Below are 21,762 nucleotides of genomic sequence, written 5' to 3'. Positions count from 1 at the left end.
CGGTACCTGCACTTTCAGCGCTTGGAGCAGATGCTGATTGAACGCCACCCAGAACTGACACACCTCGTAGACCTCCCCTCCACTGAACCGCTGTACCTGAGGGTGAAGCTGTCCAGCGAGAAGTCGACAATGCTGGCGCTGACGAAGTTCAGACACAGCTTCGCCTGGGCCGTGGTCGATCCCGTACTGCACACCGGGCCCTCGGTATGGCCGCTCGACACACCCGGCGAGGTCCTGGTCGACGCTCTGCACGCATACGCTTCGGCCTATCTCACCGGGTCCCCCGTACCGTCGCCGTGGCGCTGGCAGGAGAGCGAGCTCTCGGAGATAACCGAGCTGGCCGATCACCTCGACGGGCGGGGCATACGTGTACAACGGGTCGTGGCCCAGAACCGATACAGGGCAGACGGCCCGTTCTACGAACCGCACCTCACCATCGCGGATCGCAGCGCCGGCGCGTACGCAGAGATCACGTTCCCCGATGCCGAGGTCAGGGTCTCCCTCAAGCCGCACCTCGGCTGGATAGTCGACATGTACGCCCCGGAATGGGATATATGGAGCCGAGTCGACATTGGCTGGTCCCTCGGGCACGGGATCTCGCCGCGACCCGGCGGAAGGCTGCAGGACTTCCCTGTGTCAGTCGTGGCCGATCTGCTCAGCGCGGGACGTAAGGCGTGGCAGATACACGAAGCGTGGGAGACGCCTGAAGTTTCCCAGCCGCGTCACGCATCCCAAGAGGCGCTCTTCACCCTGGCCATGCCGAGCCCGATGACCTTGGATGAACTCTTCAGCGATTCCACATCACGGCCGCAGAGACGCACGGGCCTCCAAGACATCGTGGAAGCCGTGCTCGGTCAACTGACCACGTTCGGCTTCGGGGATGTCAGCGAGGGGGATGGCGACGCGCCCATCCGCTCGGACCACTTCCACATCGAATGGCGCCACCAGGCCAAGGATATCTCGACCTCCGAGATGCAGAGGCTGAACGGCGTGGCAGCCGCAGCCGCAGCCAGTGAGGAGGTTCCCAAGCGGCTGATCGTGATCACCAGTGGGGGCATCAGCCGACCCGCCTCCGCGTTCGCAGACAAGGCCAAGGCGTTCGTGTTCTACCTCGACCGCAAAACCGGGCGACTTGGCGCCCACAACGCACGCGCCCAGGAGGTGCTTCTGCCCCGGCAAGCGCCTCGAAACCAGCCGTGAGTTCATAGCTACTGTCGAGACGGGCTCTTTTGGTCATCTATGAATGCCTGCCAGGCAATGGCGGTAAAGTAGATGGTTATTCGGCGACGGGGATCCTTGGTGTCCCGGATGGCGTGACGGCCGTTATCAAGACGGGAATGTTCTAAGCAGTTATTGTCTTTGCCGCTGTAGCTGCTCGTGTGCCATGCCCCCACAAGGGGCGGATCCTGATTGGATATCATGGTCTAACTTCCTTCACGAGGTCATCGATGTATGACCGGGAGTCGGAAGGGGGCAGTGCCGCAGCTGTCAAAGCAGCCCACGCCTGAGCGTAGTTCTGCACGTCGTGCCGCTGCTCCAGCAACGTACCACCGGTCGTGTGTTCCAGCCATGCCACATCGATCGAGGCCTCTCCGCGCAGCGTGAAGAGACAGAACGGCACATACTGATCAACCGGCAACCGGGCCTTCAGAGGGAGAACTTGCAGCATGACGTTCGGCCGCTGACCTGCTTCGATGAGATACATGAGCTGCTCGACAACCTGCTCCAGGTTTCCCGGAATCCTGTGCAGAGCCAGCTGATCGACGATTGCACAGAGCCTGAAGTCTGGATGCCGTTCAAGTAGATCCTTCCGCTTCATCCGGGTATCCACCAGCGCGTCTACGCGTTCCGCTGGCCGCACAAGGGTGAACAGCTGCCTCATGTACGCCTCGGTTTGGAGCAAACCGGGAATCACGGTCGGCTCGTAGCTGCGAACCAACTCGGAATCGGACTCCAGAGTCAGGTAGTCGCGCAGCGTGTCGTGGATGAGTGGCTCTTGCGAAGACCACCAGTCAACCTTGTGCACATCCCGTGCCAGCTGCTTCAGGCTCCGCCGGTATTTTTCGTCTGTCACACCATACTTGTCCAGCAGGAGCGTCAGATCGATCTGCCGAATGCCGCGTTTGCCGTTCTCGATCTGCGAAATCTTGGGCTGGCCGCACTCCAGCAGCTCTGCGACTTGGGAGACCTTGAGTCCACTCGCAGCGCGCAGACGACGTAGTTCGCTGCCGAGGCGCTTGCTTCGCATGGTGGGCATGTCGCTCTGAGGCATGACCGCATGATGGCGCAGCCGTGCGAGCGGTCGCCCTCACCGTGCGATTGTTCACTCGATAGTGCACTTCATCGTTAGGAATACTTGCCTACGCGATATTTCCCGGTTCAGGATCCCCTTCATCACACGGCGCATCCGGATGTCGCGTAAGACGATCTATCCTGCCGGGCGGCGCTCCGCTCGGACTTGGAGGGGACATGGCCATCCACACCCAGCACTCCGACCGGCAGCTCCGTATGGAGCTCGTACCGAGACCGTCGGAGCTGGCCATAGTGCGCCGGATCGCACGCACCCACCTCCACGGCTGGGGCCTGGAAGCGGAAGCCGCCGACGTGCTGACCGTGGTCAACGAGCTGCTGACCAACGTCATGAACCACGCCCCAGGCGCCGGCTGCAAGCTGACCCTGACGCGCAAGGCATACCTCCTGGACCTACGTGTCAGCAACACCAGCCGCGCCATGCCGGTCAAGCAGCGGCCGGGTGCCGACAGCACAACCGGTCGCGGTCTGGTCCTGGTTGACGTGCTCACCCACGGACGCTGGAAGGTGATGCCACCGCCACCCGGCGGTAAGGGCAAGGAGATCCACTGCCTGTTCGACATCTCACGGGCAACACCGCCCACCGCGATGGTGAAGGGAGCAGACGTCGTCCGTGAGATCTTCTGCTACGGGCTCGCCCATCCCGAACACCTGTCGGACGTCATCCGCTACACCCGCGGCGCCTGCAACCACCTGGCGACTGGTGAACCCTGCACCCACCGCTGCCTCGACATCACCATCGGCTCGGTCGTACGCTCCGGCGACCAAGCACGTCTCCTCCATGGACCGCTGACGCGACAGGACGGCTCGCCGGCGGCCGCAGCTCGGAGGATCGCAGCCAAGGGGACGGGGCTTTGGCTGGAGCCCGGGCCGACGGCTCCGCCGCTGTGGATCGAACAGCGTCGACCTGTTCTCCGAGACCAGCAACGCCCAAAGGCCCGGCTGCAGTTCTGGTACCTCTTCGAGGCTCCACCCGGTCTTCCTGATCCACAGCGCGACGGGAGCCCATGGACACCCATCGCCGATCTCTCGCCCATTCCACTCCGGGATCTGATCCCCACGACTTCGCTCGGGAGGCACTGATGCGCAGCGTAGGGCGCCTCGTCGGCAACTGCCCGCACACGTCCGGCTGGGACTCGGCCAACGGCGAAGAACGCTGCCGCGCATGCGGAACACGCCGCTTCACCAGCTACGGCGCCCTGCGCCCACCCGGGCTGCCCGTAGCACTGGCCCCGTCACCGCGCAACAAGGCCCGGGCGGACCGCTCCGCCGCCTACGCGATCTCGCGCACAGCGGCGTACCACCGCCTCAGTCGCTGGGCACTCGGTCGCGCAACGCTCTGCCCGAGCGTCTGACCGCCTGACCACCGGCCGGCAGCACCGGTCGATCGGAGAGTGACAGCCACCGCAGGGACCTACGCCGAACGGCCACCGGTCCCTGTCAGTGGTCCGCAGTAGGCTCCGGCCTGTCACAGGATCCGACCGACCCAGGCATGCGAGGAGACCATGGCCGACGACTACCCTGCCTTCCGCCTGCGGCTGCCGAACGGTGGTCCGGAGGCTCACGGACGGCAGACTGACGAGATGGGGACGAACGGCAGCCGGAAGTTCGTCGTCGGCCCGGGTCAGCCCGTACGCCCAGAGGTCGTGCCGTCCTTTGCCAGGAGAGTGTCCTCCGCCCACAAGCTGCGCGAACAGCTCATCGCCGACGGTCGGATCAAGGAATCCCAGACCTGGCCCGGCTGGCTGGAGACGACAGAGGAGATCACGTTCAACTCCTCCTCCGAGGCAGCCGCCGTCCTCACCGGACGCAACTCGAATGGATGGGCCGATTGGAAGGCAGAGGACGGCCGGCCCCTCAGCGACTTCATGCCCGGCGTCTGGTGGGGCCCCAACCGCACCTGGCTGGTACGCGGCTCCAACGTCGCCGGTCTCGACCTCGTGCAGCGTCTGTGGCTGCCCGAGGGGCGAGTGAGCCTCGCCGCCTCCCGGCTGCGGCAAGGCGTCACCCAGGGCACAAGCAAGGACGGGCTGCGCACTCTCATTCAAGAGGACTACGAGTCCGCGGCGACGTACAGCCAGAAGCAGGACCTGGTGGAGGAGCTGCACGCCTTCCTCTCCCGGATGAAGCCCGGTGACACCGTGTGCACTATTTCCGGCGGTCGGCTGTACACCGGTGAGATCACCGGTGAAGCGGAACAGATCGAGTCCGAGGACCGAAGATCCAACCTTCGGCGTCCGGTGACCTGGCAGGACACCGGCTACTCCTACGATGAGCTGCCCGAGGAACTCCAGCAGAAGCTGTCCATCCAGCATGACGTCATCGACCTCACCTCCGTCCAGGCCGTCATCGACGGCCTCGGACTGACGGATGAGGAGCTCGCGGACGCGGCCGAAGCCATCGAACGTGACCCCAGCGTGGAGATTCCGGCGATCACCGCACTCCGCGAACTGGAGCTTCCGGAGCCGACGGATGAATTGGCCGGCCAGCTCCTCGTGCACAAGACCGAGTGGCTGCGGGAGGTGCGCGACCTCCTCTGCGACGAGCAGCAGCTCGTGCTGTACGGGCCGCCAGGCACCGGCAAGACGTACCTCGCGCTGAAGCTGGCCGAGTTCCTCGGCGGCGGGCCAGAGCAGGTGAAGCTGGTCCAGTTCCACCCGTCGTACAGCTACGAGGACTTCTTCGAGGGCTTCCGGCCGCAGGAGGACCCCGAAACCCGCGAGGTCGCCTTCCGGCTGACGGCCGGGCCCCTGCGCGAACTGGCCGACCTGGCATCGCGCGAAGGCAACCGGCACATCCCGTATTTCCTGATCATCGATGAGATCAACCGGGCCAACCTGGCCAAGGTCTTCGGCGAGCTGTACTTCCTCCTCGAGTACCGGAACAAGTCGGTGCGGCTGACCTACTCGGGCGACGACTTCCCCCTCCCTCCGAACGTGTTCGTCATCGGCACGATGAACACCGCGGACCGCTCGATCGCCCTCGTGGACGCGGCGATGCGGCGCCGGTTCGCGTTCGTGGAGCTCTCGCCGCGCACCGAGCCGACCAGAGGGCTGCTGCGCAGATGGCTCAAGTCCCAGCACAAGGACGTCGAGCCCGCCGACCTGCTGGACGCTCTCAACGCCCGTATCGACGACCCCGACTTCAAGATCGGCCCCTCGTACCTCATGAAGAAGGGCGTCTACCGGGACGGCGGCCTGGAGCGGACCTGGCGAACGAAGATCCTCCCCCTGCTGGAGGAGCATCACTACGGCGAGGACGTCGACGTCGAGAAGCGGTACGGGCTCGCCGCACTGCGGCAGTCGCTGCCAAAGCCGCCGGAGCAGCCCGCGTGACCCCGGTCGTCGAGCTCGTCGAGCACGCCCCCGCTGTCGGCCTCACCCTTCCGGAGGTCGTGGGCAGGGCACTCGCGGCCACTCGGATCGTGGATGCCTCCCCGGATCCGTACACACCGGGCCAATGGCTGTTGCGGGCAGGCAGCAAGGTCGGGGCAGTCACCATCACCGTGCCCGGCGACGGCAGCCGGTCCGTCACGGTCCGGATCACGCCCAAGGTGCCCATCACCCGGCTGTTCTTCCTGCTCGGCTACAGCCTCGATCCGCGCGGCGGCTGGCGCGACGGGCAGGTCGACATGGCCGAGCAGCGGGACGTACTCCCCGCCCTCGCCCATGCCGTCGAGCGGCAGATAGACCGGGCACTGCGCCAGGGGCTGATCCAGGGGTATCACTCGACTGACGAGACCGCCGCGGTCGTCCGGGGACGGATCCGGGAAGCCGACCAGATGCGGCGCCGCTTCGGCGCGACGTTCCCCGTAGAGGTGACCTACGACGAGTTCACCACCGACATCGCGGAGAACCGTATCCTCCGCGCCGCGGTCGAGCGATTGCTGCGCCTGCCGGGCGTGCCGAACGACGTACGCCGCCGACTGCTCCGTCAGCGAGCCCGTCTCGCCGACGTCACCTCTCTCGTACAAAGTCAACCGCTGCCCGTCTGGCACCCCACCCGCCTCAACGCGCGCTATCACCCGGCCCTGCACCTCGCCCGGGCCGTCCTGGACGGCGCATCGGCGGACCACGCACCCGGCGGTCTGCGCATCGACGGTTTCCTCTTCGATATGAACAAGCTCTTCGAGGACTTCGTGACGGTCGCGCTGCGGGAGGCGCTGCGTGGCACGGCCCTCACCGGCCGTCTCCAGGACGCACACCACCTCGACGAGGCCGCCGCGATCCGCATGAAACCGGACTTCGTCCTGTACGGCCCGCAGCGCACGCCCCTGGCGGTGGCCGATGCCAAGTACAAGGCGGAGAAGCGGGGTGGTTTCCCGGATTCCGACCTGTATCAGATGCTCGCCTACTGCACGGCGCTCGGGCTGCCGGCGGGCCACCTCATCTATGCGAAGGGGAACGCGCCGCACGCCGCCCACCGGGTGCGGCACGCCGGCATCGTGATTCATCAGCACGCACTGGATCTCGACCAGGAACCCACAGGCCTCCTGAACAGCGTCACAGCCATTAGTCAGCAGATGCACACCAACTAGCCCGTACATTCGACAGTAGAGCACCCATCCACGACTGAGGCTCGATGCCCCCAGCCGCAGTCAACCGGCATGGGTAATGTCCCGCCCTCCCTGTTGCTGTGTTGACGTCTTTCTCCATCGCAGTGCCGGCCATGGAGGATCGTTTGGCTATCGCGACCGAGCGTCCCTACCAGGGAGGCTCGCGGCCGCCTTCTGAGCAGGCAGAGGAGATATCCAGATCTATTCAGTGATCTCTCATAGTTCACGCTTAGTGACGCATATACCGGCGAGTGAGGATGATCTCCCTCCATACCGGGAAGTCGCCTGCCGAAATCGTTTCGCCAGGAGGCGATCCCATGTCCTTGCTGTGTTCGGTAGATGTGTTCAAGGCCATTGACTCACAAGTTTCGCGGCTCTTCCGCGGACAGTTGATCTGCCCCCACGCACGAGGCGAGATATGTTCGGCGAGTGAGCACCTCACGCTCTCGGAGGCAAAGGAAGCAGCAGCGCGTCACGCCGATGACACCGCCCTGCGCGATGCTGTCTGGCGGTGTGTGGAGCGCTACGCCCACAGCGACAGCCCCGACATGGCCCACCGTGGCCAGCTGCTCGCCCTGTGGTTCGTCATTCCCTATCTGCGGAAATCAGCGGCGAAAGTGTCGAGGACGCTCTACGCCGACGTTGCTGACGTGAGGTCCGCCATGATCTACGGGGCCTTGTGCGAACTGGCTGTTGTCCAAGACGGTGATGATGTCCGCGAGAGGGTCATGCGGGCCGCCAACGCCGCCGGGTGGAAGGTCGAGCGGGTGAGCCTCCTAGAGCACACGACGGATCCCCACACTCTTGGTGATCACAGGTGGCAGCAGGATGAAGGCCACAGCTTCGCCCGAGACGAGTCCGGCGTCCAAGCAGTCGGCAAGGTGGATCCTTCATTGTGGCAGCGCATCCGCGGTGAAAGCCTTGGCGCGACCCTGTATGGCATGGGCCTCTTGAACGAGTTCCTTTCCCCGGCCTGGGAGCAGGAGACCTCCGAGGCCGAGTCTGACGCACCGAAGGAGGAAGACTCCGAGTGAGCGTGAACGGATTCCGACTCTCGGACCGGCTCCCTGCGATCATGCCGCTGCGCAAAGCTGCCGAACTACTCAGCCTCGACCCGTCAAATGCTTCCGCCCTAGTGAGAGCGGGCCGTTTCCCCTGCCGGGCGTGGAAGGTACGAGGAAGGTACGCGGTCTCCGTCATGGACGTGATGGAGGCCATGGGGATCGAGGACCACGTCGTTCGAGCCGATGACCTCTTGGCAGGAGCCGAATTCGCGCAGCGGTGGGACTGACCTGCTCCGTCTCCAGCCGCGTCGAGCTCTCAAGCTCAAGCCGTCGACTCCTCTGACCGCTCGAGCTCCGTGTGCCACTCCGGTTCGGCAGCGGGGCGGATCAGCACCCGGGTTCGCCCGTGCCGTCGTGGACGACGACGGCACGGGCGAAGAGAGTCCGGCCATCCGCCGTCACCTCGGGAACGCCCAGGGCCCGCCCCAGCAGCAACTCCCCATGGCCCACAAGGGGGTAGCCCAGATCCCGGCTCCGGGCGAACTCCGCCAGGTGGCCGGGGACGTGCGCGCTGACGCCCACGACGCGGGTGTCAGCGCGGGCGAAAGCGGTGGCGTCGTCACGTACTGAGCACAGGCCGGTCGTGCGGCCGGCTAGCTCCGGGCCCCCGATGCCGGGCACGGTAATGTGCAACGCGGGCCCTCGGCTGTGGTGGGGTGGATGCCGGTGGCATGATCAACGATCTCTGCACACCGGTCAATCCCCCGGGCTCAACGCTGCCGGCTGAGGCCGTACTGAGTGGTCAGGCGTCCTTCTCCACCCGCTTCAGGATCGCCACGCACTCAACATGGTGCGTCATCGTTTACATGTCACCCGGCTGAAGACGAGACAAAACCGCAGGTCAGGGGCACTACTCGACTCCATCCGGGAGGCACCAGGCGCGCCGAGCGTCAAATGAGCGTCACGGCGGACAACAGAATGGCGCGCCGATGAGGCTATACAGCAGACGCCAGCGACCGTTGCCAAATCCAGCCCGTCGCCAACTTGCTCCGCAAGAGCGCGGCGGCTACTGATGCTTTGTGCGTCCTGCGGACCCAGAGTCGGCCACGTCACGGTCAATCAGCCCAGGTCCTGGCGAAGGCGGCGGAGATAGGTGTCGATCTGCGCCAGTCCAGGCCAGTCGCTTCCCCGTAGACGGGAGGTTTCCGACCTGAGGCGTTCTCCCATGTCCAGTGCCTGGTGAAGACTTTCCGTTGTGGCATACAGGCTCATCAGCCGTGCGAGAGCATCGAGGTGGCGGTTGACGGCGTCCTCGTCGCCCTCGTCGGGCGCGGTCTCGCTGATTCGGTCGAAGGCTTGGATGGCGGCGGTCGCTTCGCCGAGTTCCATCCGGCACTGCGCAGCGTAGTACCAGCACAGCTGAGCTTGCTCGTCATGGACGCCGTAGCGGTCGGTGTACTGGCGGGCGAGCGGCTCGAAGAGCGCGACGGCCTCTCGGTGGCTTCCGGCCAGGAACCTCACCTGGGCGAGACTGAACTCCATGCCTTCTCGGAGCTCCAGGTCAGCGGCTCTTGCGATCGCCTCGGCCAGCGCGTCGGCTGCCTGGGTGAACTGGCCCTGCTGAGCCAGCCCCGCTGCCCGGTCGGAGACCGCGTCCGCCTCCTGCTCGGTCAGTGCAGCAGGGCCTGTCGCCGGCCCCTGCGACGCGCCTGCCGCTGGGGGCGCCCACGGTGAGGGAACGACGACTGTGGGTGTGTACGAGGCGGAGACACTAGGGCTGGGCGCCCGGCCGCCGAAGGGTCGCAGGAACGGCAGACGGGGGTCGAGCATGCCCTCGTCGGTCGTAGCAGCGGTGCCGGTGGAGGCGTGGACGAAGGGCAGAAGGGTGTCGTAGACCGCCATCGCATCCATACGCTGCTCGGCTTCCTTAGTGAGCATCGCGAGCAGGAGCTTCTCGATGTCGGCTGGCACGTCCGGGCGCAGGGTGCGGATGGACGGGGGCGGGGTGTGGACGTGGTGCCACATGTGGGAGCGGCTGTCGTCAGGGGTGAACGGCGGCTTGCCGGTGAGCAGTTCATGGAGCACGCAGGCGAGGGCGTAGACGTCTGCGGCGGGGCCGACGGCGTTGGCCAGGCTCTGTTCGGGGGACATGTAGGGCGGGGTGCCTACGGTCATGCCGACCTGGGTGAGGCGGGGCAGGGTGCCGACTCCGCGCAGGGCGGCGACGCCGAAGTCGAGGACCTTGACGACGCCTCCGGGGGTGAGCATCAGGTTGGACGGTTTGATGTCGCGGTGAACGACGTCGTGGCGGTGGACGGTGTCCAGGACGGAGGCGATCTGGGCGCCGACGGCCGCGGCCCAGGAAACGGGGACCGTCTCGCTTTCGTAGTCAGTTTCGTCGATGAACGTCTGCAGTTCGCGTCCCTGTAGGAGCTGCATGACAACGAACAGCCGTCCGCTGGCCTCGTCGGTTCCGGTGTCGTAGACGGCCGGCACACCCAGGTGTTCGATGCCGGCGGTGATCTGGACCTCACGCAGGAATCGGGCGCGGCGGGTCTGCAGGGTCTCCTCGAAAGCCGCGCCCTGGAACCCGGGCGGGACCGGGCTCTCGGCCAGCATCATCTTGACCGCGACCCGGCGGTCCAGGCGCTCGTCGTACGCCTGCCAGACCTCGCCCATGCCGCCCGCGCCGATGGGCGTGTGCAGCCGGTACCGGCCCGCGATCACGCGGGCCGGTACGCCGGCGTCGAAGCTCGGCGTGCCGCCCTGCATCATGCGAGGTCCCCCTCTGTGTGGTCGGAGCGTGACCACCCCGTCCCTCTTGTCTGACGTGCTGCAAAGCACAGGCTATGCGGTCGGCGGTTCCGCCCGACGGCTTCCAGACGACTTGAGCTCGGCGGCCCGCTGCTCGGTGGCCCGGCGCTCGGCCTCACGTCGGACCGGGCGTCGAATGAGCTGGTACGCCTGCTGGGTTGCGACCTGCTTGAACAGGCGGTTGACGTCGGCGTCGTCGAAGTAGCGGACCATCAGGGCGTCGTTGGACGCTGCCTGGTCGATAACGATCCGGTCGAGGTCCTTCTCCAGTTCCCCGCCGAAGACGTCCTGGTCCTGGTGCAGGGCGATGGCCCGGAGTTCGGGGTCCTCGCTGACGGCGACAACGAGCTGGCCGAGCAGGATCTGGTCGGTGGTGGACAGCCCGGTCCCGTACTCCTCGTTGACAGACTGGATCACCTCGGCCAGCGACATCTCTTCCGCCTCAGCCACCGCTCCGGCCGCTTCGGGTACCAGGCCAGGCAGGACCTGCGCGCCCGCTGCCTCCAGGCGCAGCTCCGGGGTGCCTGTCTGAGCGATGCGCATGTGACTCGGTGCAGCGGTCCCTATGTCGGCGCCGGCGCTGCGGGCGGGCGCGGGCAGGCGGCGCAGCAGGAAGCGTCCGTACTGGTAGAGCCGTTCCAGTTCGAGGTTCTCGAATCCGATGACATGGGAGAGCCAGCCGTACGCCTTGGTGTAGGAGTCCAGGGCGCGGCGGAACTCGGAGGCCGTGTCCGGTTCGGTGGCGTTGAGGGCGTTGAACCGGTCCAGGGCGGGCTGCAGGTAGCCATAGAGGCGTGCGTGGGCCTTCATGATGGCGGTGTCGGTGGCCGAGCCGCCCTGGAAGGCAGCGAAGTACGCAGTGACGAAGGCGTCCATCTCGGCTTCCACCAGGAGCTGGTAGGCCATCACCTCGCGTTCGCGGTCAAACAGGAGGTTGGGGTCGGTGGGCTCGCTGACCGACGCCTCGTAGTACTGCTGGAACGCCTGCTCGATGTCCTCGGGCCGATTGGCGAAGTCGAGGATGAACAGGTCTTCGGTGGCCTTGAGCCGGTGAGTGCGGTTGAGCCGGGAAAGGGTCTGTACCGCGGCCAGGTTCGCCAGGATCTTGTCCACGTACATGGTGGTCAGCAGCGGCTGGTCGAAGCCGGTCTGGTACTTCTCGGCGACGACAAGGATGCGGTACTCAGGCTTGGGGACGGAAGGCGGGTTCGGGTCGTCCGCGCGGGTGTAGCCGAAACGTGCTGGCAGTTCCCGTTCGGGGAAGCCGTTGAGCTTGGCCTCGGTGTACTCGATCCCGTCGAGGCTCAGCGCCCCGGAGAACGCGACCAGGGTGCCGCAATCAGTGAAGCCTCGCTGGTCGATGTAGGCCCGCATAGCCTGGTACAGCCGTACGGCGTGGTCACGGCCGGAAGTGACCACCATCGCCTTGGCCCGGCCGCCGAGGCGCGGGCTGGAATGCGACCGGAAGTGGTCAACAATGATCTTCGCACGGGAGGCCATCGACGCCTCCGACATCAGCGCGGCCCTCACCAGCCGCGAGCGCGCCTTACGCGGGTCCACCTGCTGCTCCGCCTCCTCAGCGGCAGCTTCCTGGAGCTTGAAGTACGTGGCGTAGGTGATGTAGTTGCCGAGTACGTCGAGGATGAAGCCCTCCTCGATGGCCTGCCGCATCGAGTAGACGTGGAATGGTCCCTTCTCCTGCTCCCCCGAGCCGGCATTGGCGTAAGGGGTGCCGAAGAGGTCGATCGTCTTCGCCTTGGGGGTGGCCGTGAACGCGAAGAAGGACAGGTTCGGCTGCTTGCCGCGCGCCAGGGCCGCGGCCGTCAGCGGGTCACCGTCCTCGTCCACCGCGTCCGAGCCGAGACGTCCCAGCGCCTTCTTCAATGCCGCCGCGCTTTCCCCACCCTGCGAGGAGTGCGCCTCGTCGATGATCACCGCGTAACGCTGACTGCCCAGCCCCGCGACCTTGTCCAGGACGAAGGGGAACTTCTGCACCGTGGTGATCACGATCCGGGCCGTCGGCCCGGTCAGCGCGTCCGCGAGCTGCTGGGAGTTCTCGTCGATCCGCACGACCACGCCGGCCTTGTGGTCGAACTGGTAGATGGTGTCCTGGAGCTGCTTGTCCAGGACCCGCCGGTCGGTGATGACGATGACCTTGTCGAAGACCAGCTTGTTCGCCCCCAGACCGGAGGCGAGCGCAGCGGGTGCGATCTGCCCACGGTCGTGGGAGGTGTGCAGGCTGGACAGGTGGTGCGCGAGCCAGGCGATGGTGTTGGACTTGCCCGAGCCGGCGGAGTGCTGGATCAGGTAGTTCTCCCCCGCCCCGTGGCGGGCCGCGTGCGCGATGAGCTTGCGCACCGCGTCCCACTGGTGGAACCGCGGGAAGATCAACGGCTGCGTGTGCGCGCTCCCCGGCTTGTGTGACGGTGCCCGGCCGGCCTTCGCGGCGGCGTCCTCCACGTGCAGGAACCGCTGCAGCAGCTCCAGCCAGTTGTCCCGAGCCCACACCTCGTCGAAGAGGTAGGAGGTGGGGTACTTCCCATCAGTCGAGGCCGGGACGTTGCCCGCACCGCCGATCTGGCCAGGCCCACCGGAGCCAGTGTTGAAGGGGAGGAAGCGGGTAGCGTCGCCGGCCAGGCGGGTCGTCAGAAAGGCCAGCGTCGGATCGACCGCGAAGTGGACCAGGCTGCGCTTGGCAAAGAACAGCTCCTTCGGGTCGCGATCGCGGCGGTACTGCCGCTTGGCGTCCTCGACAGTCTGGCCGGTCAGTCCGTTCTTCAACTCCACCGACGCGACGGGCAGTCCGTTCAGGAAGAACGCCATGTCGAGGGTGTCAGCCGGGCGCGCGGCGGAGTAGTGGAACTGGCGCACGAAGGTGAGCCGGTTGGCGTCGTACTCGACCAAGGCGTCGGCGGCGAGGGTATGCGCGGGACGGAAGTAGGCAAGCTGGATCTTCACGTTCCGGTCGTTCACGCCCCGCCGCAGCACATCCAGCAGGCCACGCGAGTCGATCTCGCGCGCCACGCGCTTCGCGAACCGGCCGATGGCCTGCTCTTCGTCCTCACCGTACGCGGCCTGCAGGGCCAACCACGCGTCATTCTGCGACGCCCCGAGGAACGCGGACAACTCAGAGGTGTCGATGCCAAGCCTGGGATTATAGGTGTTCGACAGCCCGCGCTGCCAGCAGCTGCGCAGTAGCGCCGCCTCGACGGCGTTTTCAAATGCCTTCTCGGTGTATACGCGGGCGTCGTTCATCTGAATCCCCCTCAGAGATCGCGGTCGTGCACGGGGCGGGCGGTGGTGACGTCGAGCTGACCGGTGACGGCAGCGGTGATGAGCGCTTGGCGGCGCTCCTTGAGCAGCCGGTCCTGCACCGCCAAACGCCTGGAAAGGGCGTTCATCTCCCCAATTCTCCGATCAAGCAACGCAACTTTCTTGACCTGCTCGTCGCGCGAAACATTCGGGATCGGGAGCTGCTTCATGGCACCGACGTTGAAGTGTGCCTGGATACTCCCCACCGAGTTGAGCCCGACCTCCCGCATAGCATAGTCGGAATTAAGTACGTACGTCAGGTAATGCGGATCGAGCGCATCTCCGGAGCGGATAATGATCAGATCGATGCAGTTTGCCCCATCAAGTTCATGGGGGACCACAGCAGCGACTCCGGCTTGACCTGTGCGTACCACCACAACATCACCCGCGCTGAGCCTTGATTTACGATTCTCCAGGTTCCCGCTATCACTAATGCGAACGAGATCTTCCGCGAGAATTCGACCAGGCTGGACGTTGAGCCCTCGCAACGCAGGCACGCCGCCATCGTCGACATACCATTTAGCTGGCGTGACTACAATTCCTACAGATACCTCGCGCACGAGATACTTGAGTGGAACAAGTCGCGCGCCATGGCCTTCTCCCAGGCCGAGTACCTGCTCGGTGATGCGCTCCCGCCTCAGAGCCAACAAGCCGTTCATACGTCTACGCTTGGCAAGAAGCAATTCGATGCGCACGGTCTCGGCATCGAGGAAGTCTGCGATGCGACGCTGCTCGTCCAATGGGGGAAGTGGGACTGGAGCCTCTCCAAGGCGTTCACGGTTGAGCTCAATCTGGTTTGTTGCCCCCACAACGAGGGCCGCGTAGACGTACTCCTGGAATGGCTTAGAGGAGAGCCAATAGTAGGCGAATCGTGGATTTAGTACACGAATATCCGCTCGCGCAATTGTGACATGCCCATCAGCCATGCAGGGAATTCCATCAGGCGATCCCATGAACTGACCCACGCGGCCCAGCGTGCCCGTGCCAGTGGAGTTTATAATCACGTCCCCTGCATGCAAGTACCCTTTCAATTTTTGCGGATCGCCCGAAAACTCATGGAACCTTGTGCGGGACCAATCAAGCCCACTCGGCTGGTTGGCTGCCTGACTTACAGCCCTCACGGGTCCGTCGTCTACATAGTCGGGAGCTGATCCTCTATTCAAGACTGTGGTGACGTGCTTTAGGGGTGAAGAAGACCAGTCGCTGGGAATCGGCATGCCGAGCATAGAGGTCACTTCGCAACCTCCCCCAGCAGCGCCTGGATCTCGGCTTCCAGAGACTTCAACTCTGCGTCGATCTCGGCCAGCGGCTTCGGCGGCGTGTAGACGTAGAAGTGGCGAGTGAAGGGAATTTCGTACCCCAGCTTAAAACGCTCCATCTCCTTGGTCTTCGGATTGCGAGTCTCGGCGATCCAGGCATCCGGGACGTGGGGAAGTACCTCACGAGCGAAGTACTCGTCGATGTCCTCATTCAGCGGGACGTTCTCGTTGTCGCGCAGGGCAGAGTCAGGCTCAGGCTTGCCCTTGACGAGCTGAACCTCGCCCTCCGGGTCGGTCACTCCCACAGCGTCACGCAGGGCCTTCTGGAACGGTACGGCGGAGGGCCACAGCACGCCGCCGGCCACCATCGCCGCCCTCAGTGCGTCCCACGCCTCAGTCTTGGTCGACCACAGCGACCCGAGTAGCGGCTTGAGAGCGGCCAGCAACAGCTCGACCGCCGTCTCGCCCCCGACCGTCTTCCTCACGGCGGCCGAAGCGCCCAGCTGAGCGAGGCTGTCATCGGTCAGCTCGAAGCGGAGCTTGAGCGGACGGTCCACGGTGATGCGCTGGTAGCCAAAGTCTCGGTTGGCGAAGACCTTCACCCGCCCGTGATCCGGATGGGCTTCGTCGCCGGCGATGCTAAGCGCATCGCGGTAGGTCGCGCAGATGTGCCCGATCTGGGCCCGAGTCATCCTCTTGCGCTTCTCACCGAGAGACTTGCGCATCTTGGTCCACTGGTCGCGAGCGTCGAGCAGGATCACACGGCCCTTGCGATCGGCTGGCTTGCGGTTGGTGACGATCCAGAAGTACGTGGAGATGCCCGTGTTGTAGAAGAGCTGGTCCGGGAGGGCGATGATCGCCTCCAGGTAGTCGTGCTCGATGATCCACCGGCGGATCTCTGACTCGCCAGACCCAGCGCCACCGGTGAACAACGGGGAACCGTTGAAGACGATGGCAAGGCGGGTACCGCCGACCTCATCGCCCGCCTCGTCCTTCTTAAGCGGCTGCATCTTGCTCATCATGTGCTGCAGGAACAGCAGCGAACCGTCATTGATCCGAGGCAGGCCCGCTCCGAAGCGGCCGTCGAATCCGCGGTCCTCGTGCTCCTGGCGTACGACCTTCTCGACCTTCTTCCACTCCACACCAAAGGGCGGGTTGGCGAGCATGTAGTTGAAGGTCTCGCCGTCGTGGCCGTCCTGGCTGAAGGAGTTGCCGAAGCGGATGTTCTTGGCCGTGTGGCCCTTCAGAAGCATGTCGGAGCGGCAAATCGCGTACGACTCGGCGTTCAGCTCCTGTCCGAACAGGTTGACGCGCACGCGCGGGTTCAGCTTGCGGATGTGCTCTTCAGCTGCCGAGAGCATGCCGCCCGTGCCACAGGCGGGGTCGAGGATCTTGACGACCTGGCCCTCTCCATTCAGCCGGTCGTCGTCCGGGGCGAGCAGCAGCTCGACCATGAGCTCGATGACCTCGCGCGGCGTGAAGTGCTCACCGGCGGTCTCGTTGGAGGCATCGGCGAACTTGCGGATCAGCTCCTCGAAGACGTAGCCCATGTCGTGGTTGTCCACGGCCTCGAAGCTCAGGTCCAGGCCGGCGAACTTCCGCACCACCTGGTAGAGCAGGTCGGCGTTGTCCAGTCGGTCGATCTGGAGGTGGAACTCGTAGCGGTTGATGATCTCGGTGGCCTCCGAGGAGAATCCCCGGATGTAGTCCTTAAGGTTCTTCGCCACGTTGGCCGCATCGCTGCTGATGGTGTCGAAGGTCTGCTCGGAGAGGTTGTAGAACTTGAGCTTGGAGGCTGCCAGCAGCAGTCCGTCCTTGTTCTCCCCTGTGTAGGAGGCCGCCCTGTCCCACACCGCCTGGCGGGTCGGAGCCATGACGCAGTCCAGCCTGCGCAGCACCGTCAGCGGCAGGATGACCTTTCCGTACTCCGAGCGCTTGTAGTCACCGCGCAGCAGATCGGCCACCGACCAGATGAAGTCGGCCAGTTCCTGGTTCTTACTCAAAGCGTCCTATCCTCTCGCCCCACTGCGGCGTCTCCGTCGGTCATCGTGCTCTGGTGTTCAACTTTGCCGCCGTCACCGGTCGGCGGCGGATCGAGTGCGCCTCCGGTGAGGCCGTCGCGGGCGAGCCGCGCAGCCCGGTCGCCCATGCTGGCGAGTTCGGCAAGTTCGCGCTCGAACGCACCCAACGAGCGAAAGGCGTCGCCGTAGCGGTGCTGTCTCTCAACGTCCATGCGGGGTAGGCGCGCCGCCTGCAGGTCCGCTCGGAACGTACCCGAGGAGGATGTGCTACGACGGGCGTTCGCCGCGCTACTGGCGAATCCACGCACATAGTCGGGGTCCAACTGATCGCTGACGGAGACGAGCTCGTCACCATCCAAGCTGACCAGGCCGGCGGCCAGCAGGTCGCTCACCGCGACCGGGACTCCATCGGCCAGGCCGTCGGCCTGGCCACGCGGTGGCAGCTCGGGGAGCAGCGCCCGCAGGCGACTCAGGCGCGTGTCGAGATCCTCGCGCAGCTTGGCGTACTCCACCGCATAGTCGGGTTCCGGCTCGCGTACATAGCGGCTGGGCGTGAGGTCCACTTCGTTGTCCAGCAGATCGATCAGTTGCACCTCCGTTTCCTGGTGCGGCTGAGGGTCCCACGGTCCGTCCGGGCTATTGGTGCTGAGATCCACCATGCGCACGGTCCCCGTCGCCCGCCTAGGGTTGGAGGGACGGCTCAGCAGCCACAGGTGTAGCGGAAGTGCATGACTAGCGGCGAGGCCCGGCGGTAGAGCCACCACCGCGGCGACGCAGCCGCGACGCACCAACTCCGCCCGGATTCTGCGACCGGAGCGGCGATGGGCGACCGATGCCGGCAGGACCACCACGGCTCGCCCGCCGGGTGCCGTGTGGTGGTAGCAATGCTGAAGCCAGGCGAGTTCACTCTCTCCTCGCGAGGGCACACCCGCCTCCCAGCGCGGATCGACGAGCAACCGCTCGCGACCCCAGTCGGCCACGGCGGTCGGCGGCTCGCACACGACCAGGTCCGCGCGGAGATCGGGGAACGCGTCAGCCCGCAACGAGTCGCCCGCCACGACCTGAATCTGTGCCGCCACCCCGGTGGCGGCCAAGGCCGCGCGCACCCAGGCCACGCGCGTCGCGTCCGCGTGTGCGTCCTGCCCCAGCCTGCTCTGGACCGCTCTACCGCCCACCGCAACGAGAAGCGAGCCGATGCCGCACGCCGGGTCGAAGACGGTGCCAGAGGTCTCACCAGCGAATTCTCGGACAGCGCTAGCCAGCCGCAATGTCGAGGTTCCGTCCAACGCGGCACGCGCGGTGGACGCCAGCAGCCGGGCGACCAAAGCGTCCATCACCTCGGTGGGCATCCGGTCGACGGCCAGCCCGTCCACCGCCTCGCGGGCGGTCTGGTCGGTCAGCTGTTCCGCATCGCCCCGGAGATGGCCCCCGACAGCAGCCAGCGCCCTGACCATTTCCTCGCCGTAGGCGCCACGCAGCGCCTGCCAGAGTCGAACCTCACCACTGACCTCTCGCCCTTCGCGCTGCCCTTCCAGCCACTGCCGTACCTCGGCGAGCGAGAACAGGGGACTCGCCGAGGTGCCGCCGACGGGCGCGGGGAAGTCCGAACGGCGCCTGCGCCAATTAGACACCGCGGCGCGCGTCACGCCCGCCAATCGCGCGATCTCCGCAGCGGTCACCGCGGCACCGGGCACCTCGTCTTCTGCGGTCATGAGGCGACCGTACACCAGCAACACCGCGATTCAAAGTTACATCGTGTTGACGCCGCCAACGAAATAATGTTGACTTCGACGCCAGGCGTCGGCGATGCAGACGCCCGCGCCACATACCCCAACGCGCTTCGCGGGGGGGGCAAGTGAGGGGAATCAATCATGGCTGCTGATCACGAGCACGACGAAGAAGAAGACCGCGAGAGCGTCGACACCCTCTATCGCAACTGGGAGCATCTGGTCTTTCGGCTGCGCAGAACTGGCGACGAGATCCGTGCTCTCCACGCGCGCATGACACCGTGGCACGGGTCGGGACCGCGGCGCGCGGCCGATTGGGGCTGGATCATGAAAGCATTTATGCGGGAAGCCTCAACCGCCAGCAAAAGCGACTTTGAGAGCTTGATCTTCCGGACCGCAGAACTGCACCACCGTGGTACCGAGATCCTCAATCCGGACCGCGGACCCCAGCCCATTCCGTCACCGTTCGTGCGGCAAATGCCCGAAGATCAGGCCAAGACCGAAGCCGAGCGCTACCAACGCCAGGGCCGACATGTGCTCGCCTACCAAGAGCACATCCGCTACTGCCTCGACCACTTTGTCATCGCTTGGATGGCACTCGTCGACGGCTGCTCGATTTGCGACTGGGAGATGATCGACGACGAGTTCCCCAAGCTCGCCGAGTTGACCACAGAAGCCCAGAGGGCTTTCGATATCTGGGTATCCCTCGACCGATAGCTGCACATCATCATGGTTGGGAGATTGGGGCGGTGTGATATCAGGCGCTGCTCCCCTCTGCTCCGAGACCTACCGGATGAGCGAGGCGGCGGCCGAAGTTCCACCAGCCCGAGGCCGTCCCGGTCCAACGCGCAAGGGGCCCACCCGAAGATCATCACAGATTGCAACTCGTGACGGCATTCTTACCGGCACCGCGACTCGAAGGAGCACTACGTGGATGTCAAGAAGAAGAGCAACACCGGTACCCGCAGGTCCACGCTGCACCGGCTCATTGTTCCCGACGGCGGCGGGGTCGAACTCCGCGCCCTGGTGCGCCCCCACTATCTCGACAGACCCGGTTACCAAGTCCGCAAGTTCGCTCGGGAGGGAGTCACCGGCCTGCTGGTGAACGGGGGAATCCCCCGGGACCGCGCCGACTGGTGCCCGGCCGTCGAGCGGATCACCGGTCTGGAGGTCAACGAACGGAATCACTCTGCTGCGGGCCTGGTGCTCATGCGCACCGAGCGCGGCCTGTACGCCCTAAGTTACGGGGTCGGCCAGCACATGCTGGACCCGTACTACCGTGATGATGAGTTCGGCCTGGAGTTCGCCACCCGCTGCCTCGACGACGACGGCATCATCAAGGTGCGCAACCAGATCATGGACGGACGTGGGCGTGTCGACGAGTACTCCGTCGCCCGCGGGGAGCGTATCGACGGCTTCGGCCTCGACCGGTTCGGCGCAGTCGTCCGCCGCATCTGCGGAACGGTCAGTGGCATCCCGTTGACTTCACTGCCCTCCGGTACCTCCAAGCATGTTCGGGTCGAGTGTTCCGAGTCGACCATCAAGCTGCCGCTGGCCACGACTCCAGACGAATTCCTCAACGACCTGCGCGCGATAGAGGAGGTCTGCTCGCGCCCGGATCCGCTGCCCGAACTGGGCTTCGTCGATCGGCTCCGCACGCTGGACAACCGCAGTCGCAAGGCGGTAGACGCCCAGGCAGTCGTTGAGCGTATGCTCTCCGACCCGAGTCACCCGCGACTCACGCTGGGAGTTCCGGAGAGCTGCCAGGAGGGCTTCGGCTCCGCCCAGGCATTCCGGATCAGCTCGGGCAGCCGCAGCGTGGACGTCACCGACCTGGACCTTCCTGTCCTCCTCGAGTTCGTCTCGGACAAGACCGAGGGCGAGCGCCTCAAGGCGCTCGGCCAGGTCCGGGTCGTCATGTTCAGCGACGACGACCTGAAGACGCCGGCCAGCGCCGCGACCACCGGTAAGGAGTGGCTCATCGCGGACGTCCCCGTGGGAACGGCGCGGTACTTCTACGGCCACGGAAAGTGGTACGAGGTGGGAGCCGGATTCCTCGAAACGTTGGAGGAAGAGCTCCGGGAGCTACTGGGCAAGTCGTCCAGTGTCCAACTGCCCGCCTGGCCGAAGGGAGTGCCGAACGCCAAGGGGCGGGACTCTCACGATGAGGACTGGTACAACAAGCAGGCCGCAGACCGGGAGGACTACCTCCTCTTCGACAAGAAGAACATCGTCACGGACAAGTTCAACGGTGGCGGACTGGAAGTCTGCGATGTCCTCGGCCCGGACAACCAACTGATCTGCGTCAAGAAGGCCACCAGCAGCAACGGCACCGCGCCGCTGAACCACCTCTTCGCCCAGGCAGTCACCGCCGTCGAAACGCTGCGCAGCGACGAAGCGGTCCGCAGCGCCTTCCTGAGGCAGGTTGCGGACCGTACTCCCGACCACCGCCTCCTGAGCGACTTCGGCACGCTGAAGGTCGTGCTCGCCATCCTCCTCAAGGACGGAAAGGAGATCACCGTCGACTCCCTGTTCGCCTTCGCCCAGGTCTCCCTCCTCCAGTCAGCACGTCGCTTGCGCGCCATGAACGCAGAAGTCGAGGTCGTCGCAATCCGACGCTGAACCCGCACTGCTCAGAGTGCTACAGCGACTGCGGACAACGAGGGCGGCCTGGAGCCTCCCCAGCGGAGGTCAGCAGCAGTTCTGAGCGCTGCGCACGCAGTCCTACCGTTGGCCGGTGCGCTGGCAGGCCGACCGGGC

At 65.4% G+C, this 21,762-nt stretch carries 16 protein-coding genes; 8 read left to right on the top strand and 8 right to left on the bottom strand.

Translation table 11 applies throughout. The features are described from left to right. Positions 1-30: 30 nt before the first annotated feature. Positions 31-1,200, top strand: a complete 1,170-nt coding sequence (locus AB4K12_RS10390; RefSeq protein WP_368434432.1) for a hypothetical protein — start codon at positions 31-33, stop codon at positions 1,198-1,200. 8 nt (positions 1,201-1,208) lie between these two features. On the opposite strand, the gene AB4K12_RS10385 is transcribed toward AB4K12_RS10390, so the two are convergent. Beyond that, entirely contained in the window at positions 1,209-1,421 is a 213-nt protein-coding gene (locus tag AB4K12_RS10385) for a DUF397 domain-containing protein (RefSeq protein WP_368433921.1), read from the bottom strand. After that, a complete protein-coding gene (locus AB4K12_RS10380; protein ID WP_368433920.1) occupies positions 1,418-2,272 on the bottom strand; it encodes a helix-turn-helix domain-containing protein in 855 nt (284 codons plus the stop codon). Before AB4K12_RS10380 ends, AB4K12_RS10385 begins: the two co-directional genes overlap by 4 nt. Positions 2,273-2,469: 197 nt before the next feature. Here AB4K12_RS10380 and AB4K12_RS10375 point away from each other — a divergent pair, with 197 nt between their 5' ends. From AB4K12_RS10375 to AB4K12_RS10355, 5 genes are all read left to right on the top strand, one after another. Next, entirely contained in the window at positions 2,470-3,393 is a 924-nt protein-coding gene (locus AB4K12_RS10375; protein WP_368433919.1) for an ATP-binding protein, read from the top strand. Further along, positions 3,393-3,665 carry a DUF6255 family natural product biosynthesis protein gene (locus AB4K12_RS10370; protein ID WP_368433918.1) on the top strand — a complete coding sequence of 91 codons (273 nt, stop codon included), beginning with the start codon at positions 3,393-3,395 and terminating at the stop codon, positions 3,663-3,665. The genes AB4K12_RS10375 and AB4K12_RS10370 overlap by 1 nt, the downstream gene beginning before the upstream one ends. A gap of 150 nt (positions 3,666-3,815) precedes the next feature. Further along, entirely contained in the window at positions 3,816-5,645 is a 1,830-nt protein-coding gene (locus AB4K12_RS10365) for a DUF4357 domain-containing protein (protein ID WP_368433917.1), read from the top strand. Beyond that, positions 5,642-6,847, top strand: a complete 1,206-nt coding sequence (locus tag AB4K12_RS10360) for an McrC family protein (protein ID WP_368433916.1) — start codon at positions 5,642-5,644, stop codon at positions 6,845-6,847. The genes AB4K12_RS10365 and AB4K12_RS10360 overlap by 4 nt, the downstream gene beginning before the upstream one ends. A 335-nt stretch (positions 6,848-7,182) precedes the next feature. Continuing rightward, the gene (locus tag AB4K12_RS10355; RefSeq protein ID WP_368433915.1) at positions 7,183-7,899 is read left to right on the top strand and encodes a hypothetical protein; all 717 of its coding nucleotides are present in this window, start codon (positions 7,183-7,185) and stop codon (positions 7,897-7,899) included. Between the two features lie 357 nt (positions 7,900-8,256). Here AB4K12_RS10355 and AB4K12_RS10350 read toward each other — a convergent pair whose 3' ends face one another. The 6 genes from AB4K12_RS10350 to AB4K12_RS10325 all read right to left on the bottom strand — a co-directional run bounded on the left by AB4K12_RS10350 (position 8,257) and on the right by AB4K12_RS10325 (position 18,987). Continuing rightward, positions 8,257-8,451, bottom strand: a complete 195-nt coding sequence (locus AB4K12_RS10350; protein ID WP_368433914.1) for a hypothetical protein — start codon at positions 8,449-8,451, stop codon at positions 8,257-8,259. A 537-nt stretch (positions 8,452-8,988) separates the two neighbouring features. Next, positions 8,989-10,644, bottom strand: coding sequence for a protein kinase (locus tag AB4K12_RS10345; RefSeq protein WP_368433913.1), 1,656 nt, complete (start codon positions 10,642-10,644; stop codon positions 8,989-8,991). Positions 10,645-10,716: 72 nt separating this feature from the next. Then, the gene (locus AB4K12_RS10340; protein WP_368433912.1) at positions 10,717-13,938 is read right to left on the bottom strand and encodes a type I restriction endonuclease subunit R; all 3,222 of its coding nucleotides are present in this window, start codon (positions 13,936-13,938) and stop codon (positions 10,717-10,719) included. 11 nt (positions 13,939-13,949) lie between these two features. Next, on the bottom strand, positions 13,950-15,212 hold the full coding sequence (locus tag AB4K12_RS10335) for a restriction endonuclease subunit S (RefSeq protein ID WP_368434431.1): 1,263 nt from the start codon (positions 15,210-15,212) through the stop codon (positions 13,950-13,952). A 14-nt stretch (positions 15,213-15,226) separates the two neighbouring features. Next, a complete protein-coding gene (locus tag AB4K12_RS10330) occupies positions 15,227-17,257 on the bottom strand; it encodes an N-6 DNA methylase (RefSeq protein WP_368433911.1) in 2,031 nt (676 codons plus the stop codon). Beyond that, positions 17,254-18,987 carry an N-6 DNA methylase gene (locus tag AB4K12_RS10325; RefSeq protein WP_368433910.1) on the bottom strand — a complete coding sequence of 578 codons (1,734 nt, stop codon included), beginning with the start codon at positions 18,985-18,987 and terminating at the stop codon, positions 17,254-17,256. Before AB4K12_RS10325 ends, AB4K12_RS10330 begins: the two co-directional genes overlap by 4 nt. Before the next feature lie 159 nt (positions 18,988-19,146). Between AB4K12_RS10325 and AB4K12_RS10320 the strand changes: the two genes are divergently transcribed. Both AB4K12_RS10320 and AB4K12_RS10315 read left to right on the top strand, forming a co-directional pair. Further along, positions 19,147-19,719, top strand: coding sequence for a hypothetical protein (locus AB4K12_RS10320; protein ID WP_368433909.1), 573 nt, complete (start codon positions 19,147-19,149; stop codon positions 19,717-19,719). Between the two features lie 213 nt (positions 19,720-19,932). Next, positions 19,933-21,624, top strand: a complete 1,692-nt coding sequence (locus tag AB4K12_RS10315) for a DUF6119 family protein (protein ID WP_368433908.1) — start codon at positions 19,933-19,935, stop codon at positions 21,622-21,624. Positions 21,625-21,762: the final 138 nt, after the last annotated feature.

It is taken from the genome of Streptomyces sp. C36 (assembly GCF_040932295.1).
Taxonomy (GTDB): Bacteria; Actinomycetota; Actinomycetes; order Streptomycetales; family Streptomycetaceae; genus Streptomyces; species Streptomyces triculaminicus.
This window is presented reverse-complemented; position numbering and strand designations above follow the sequence as displayed.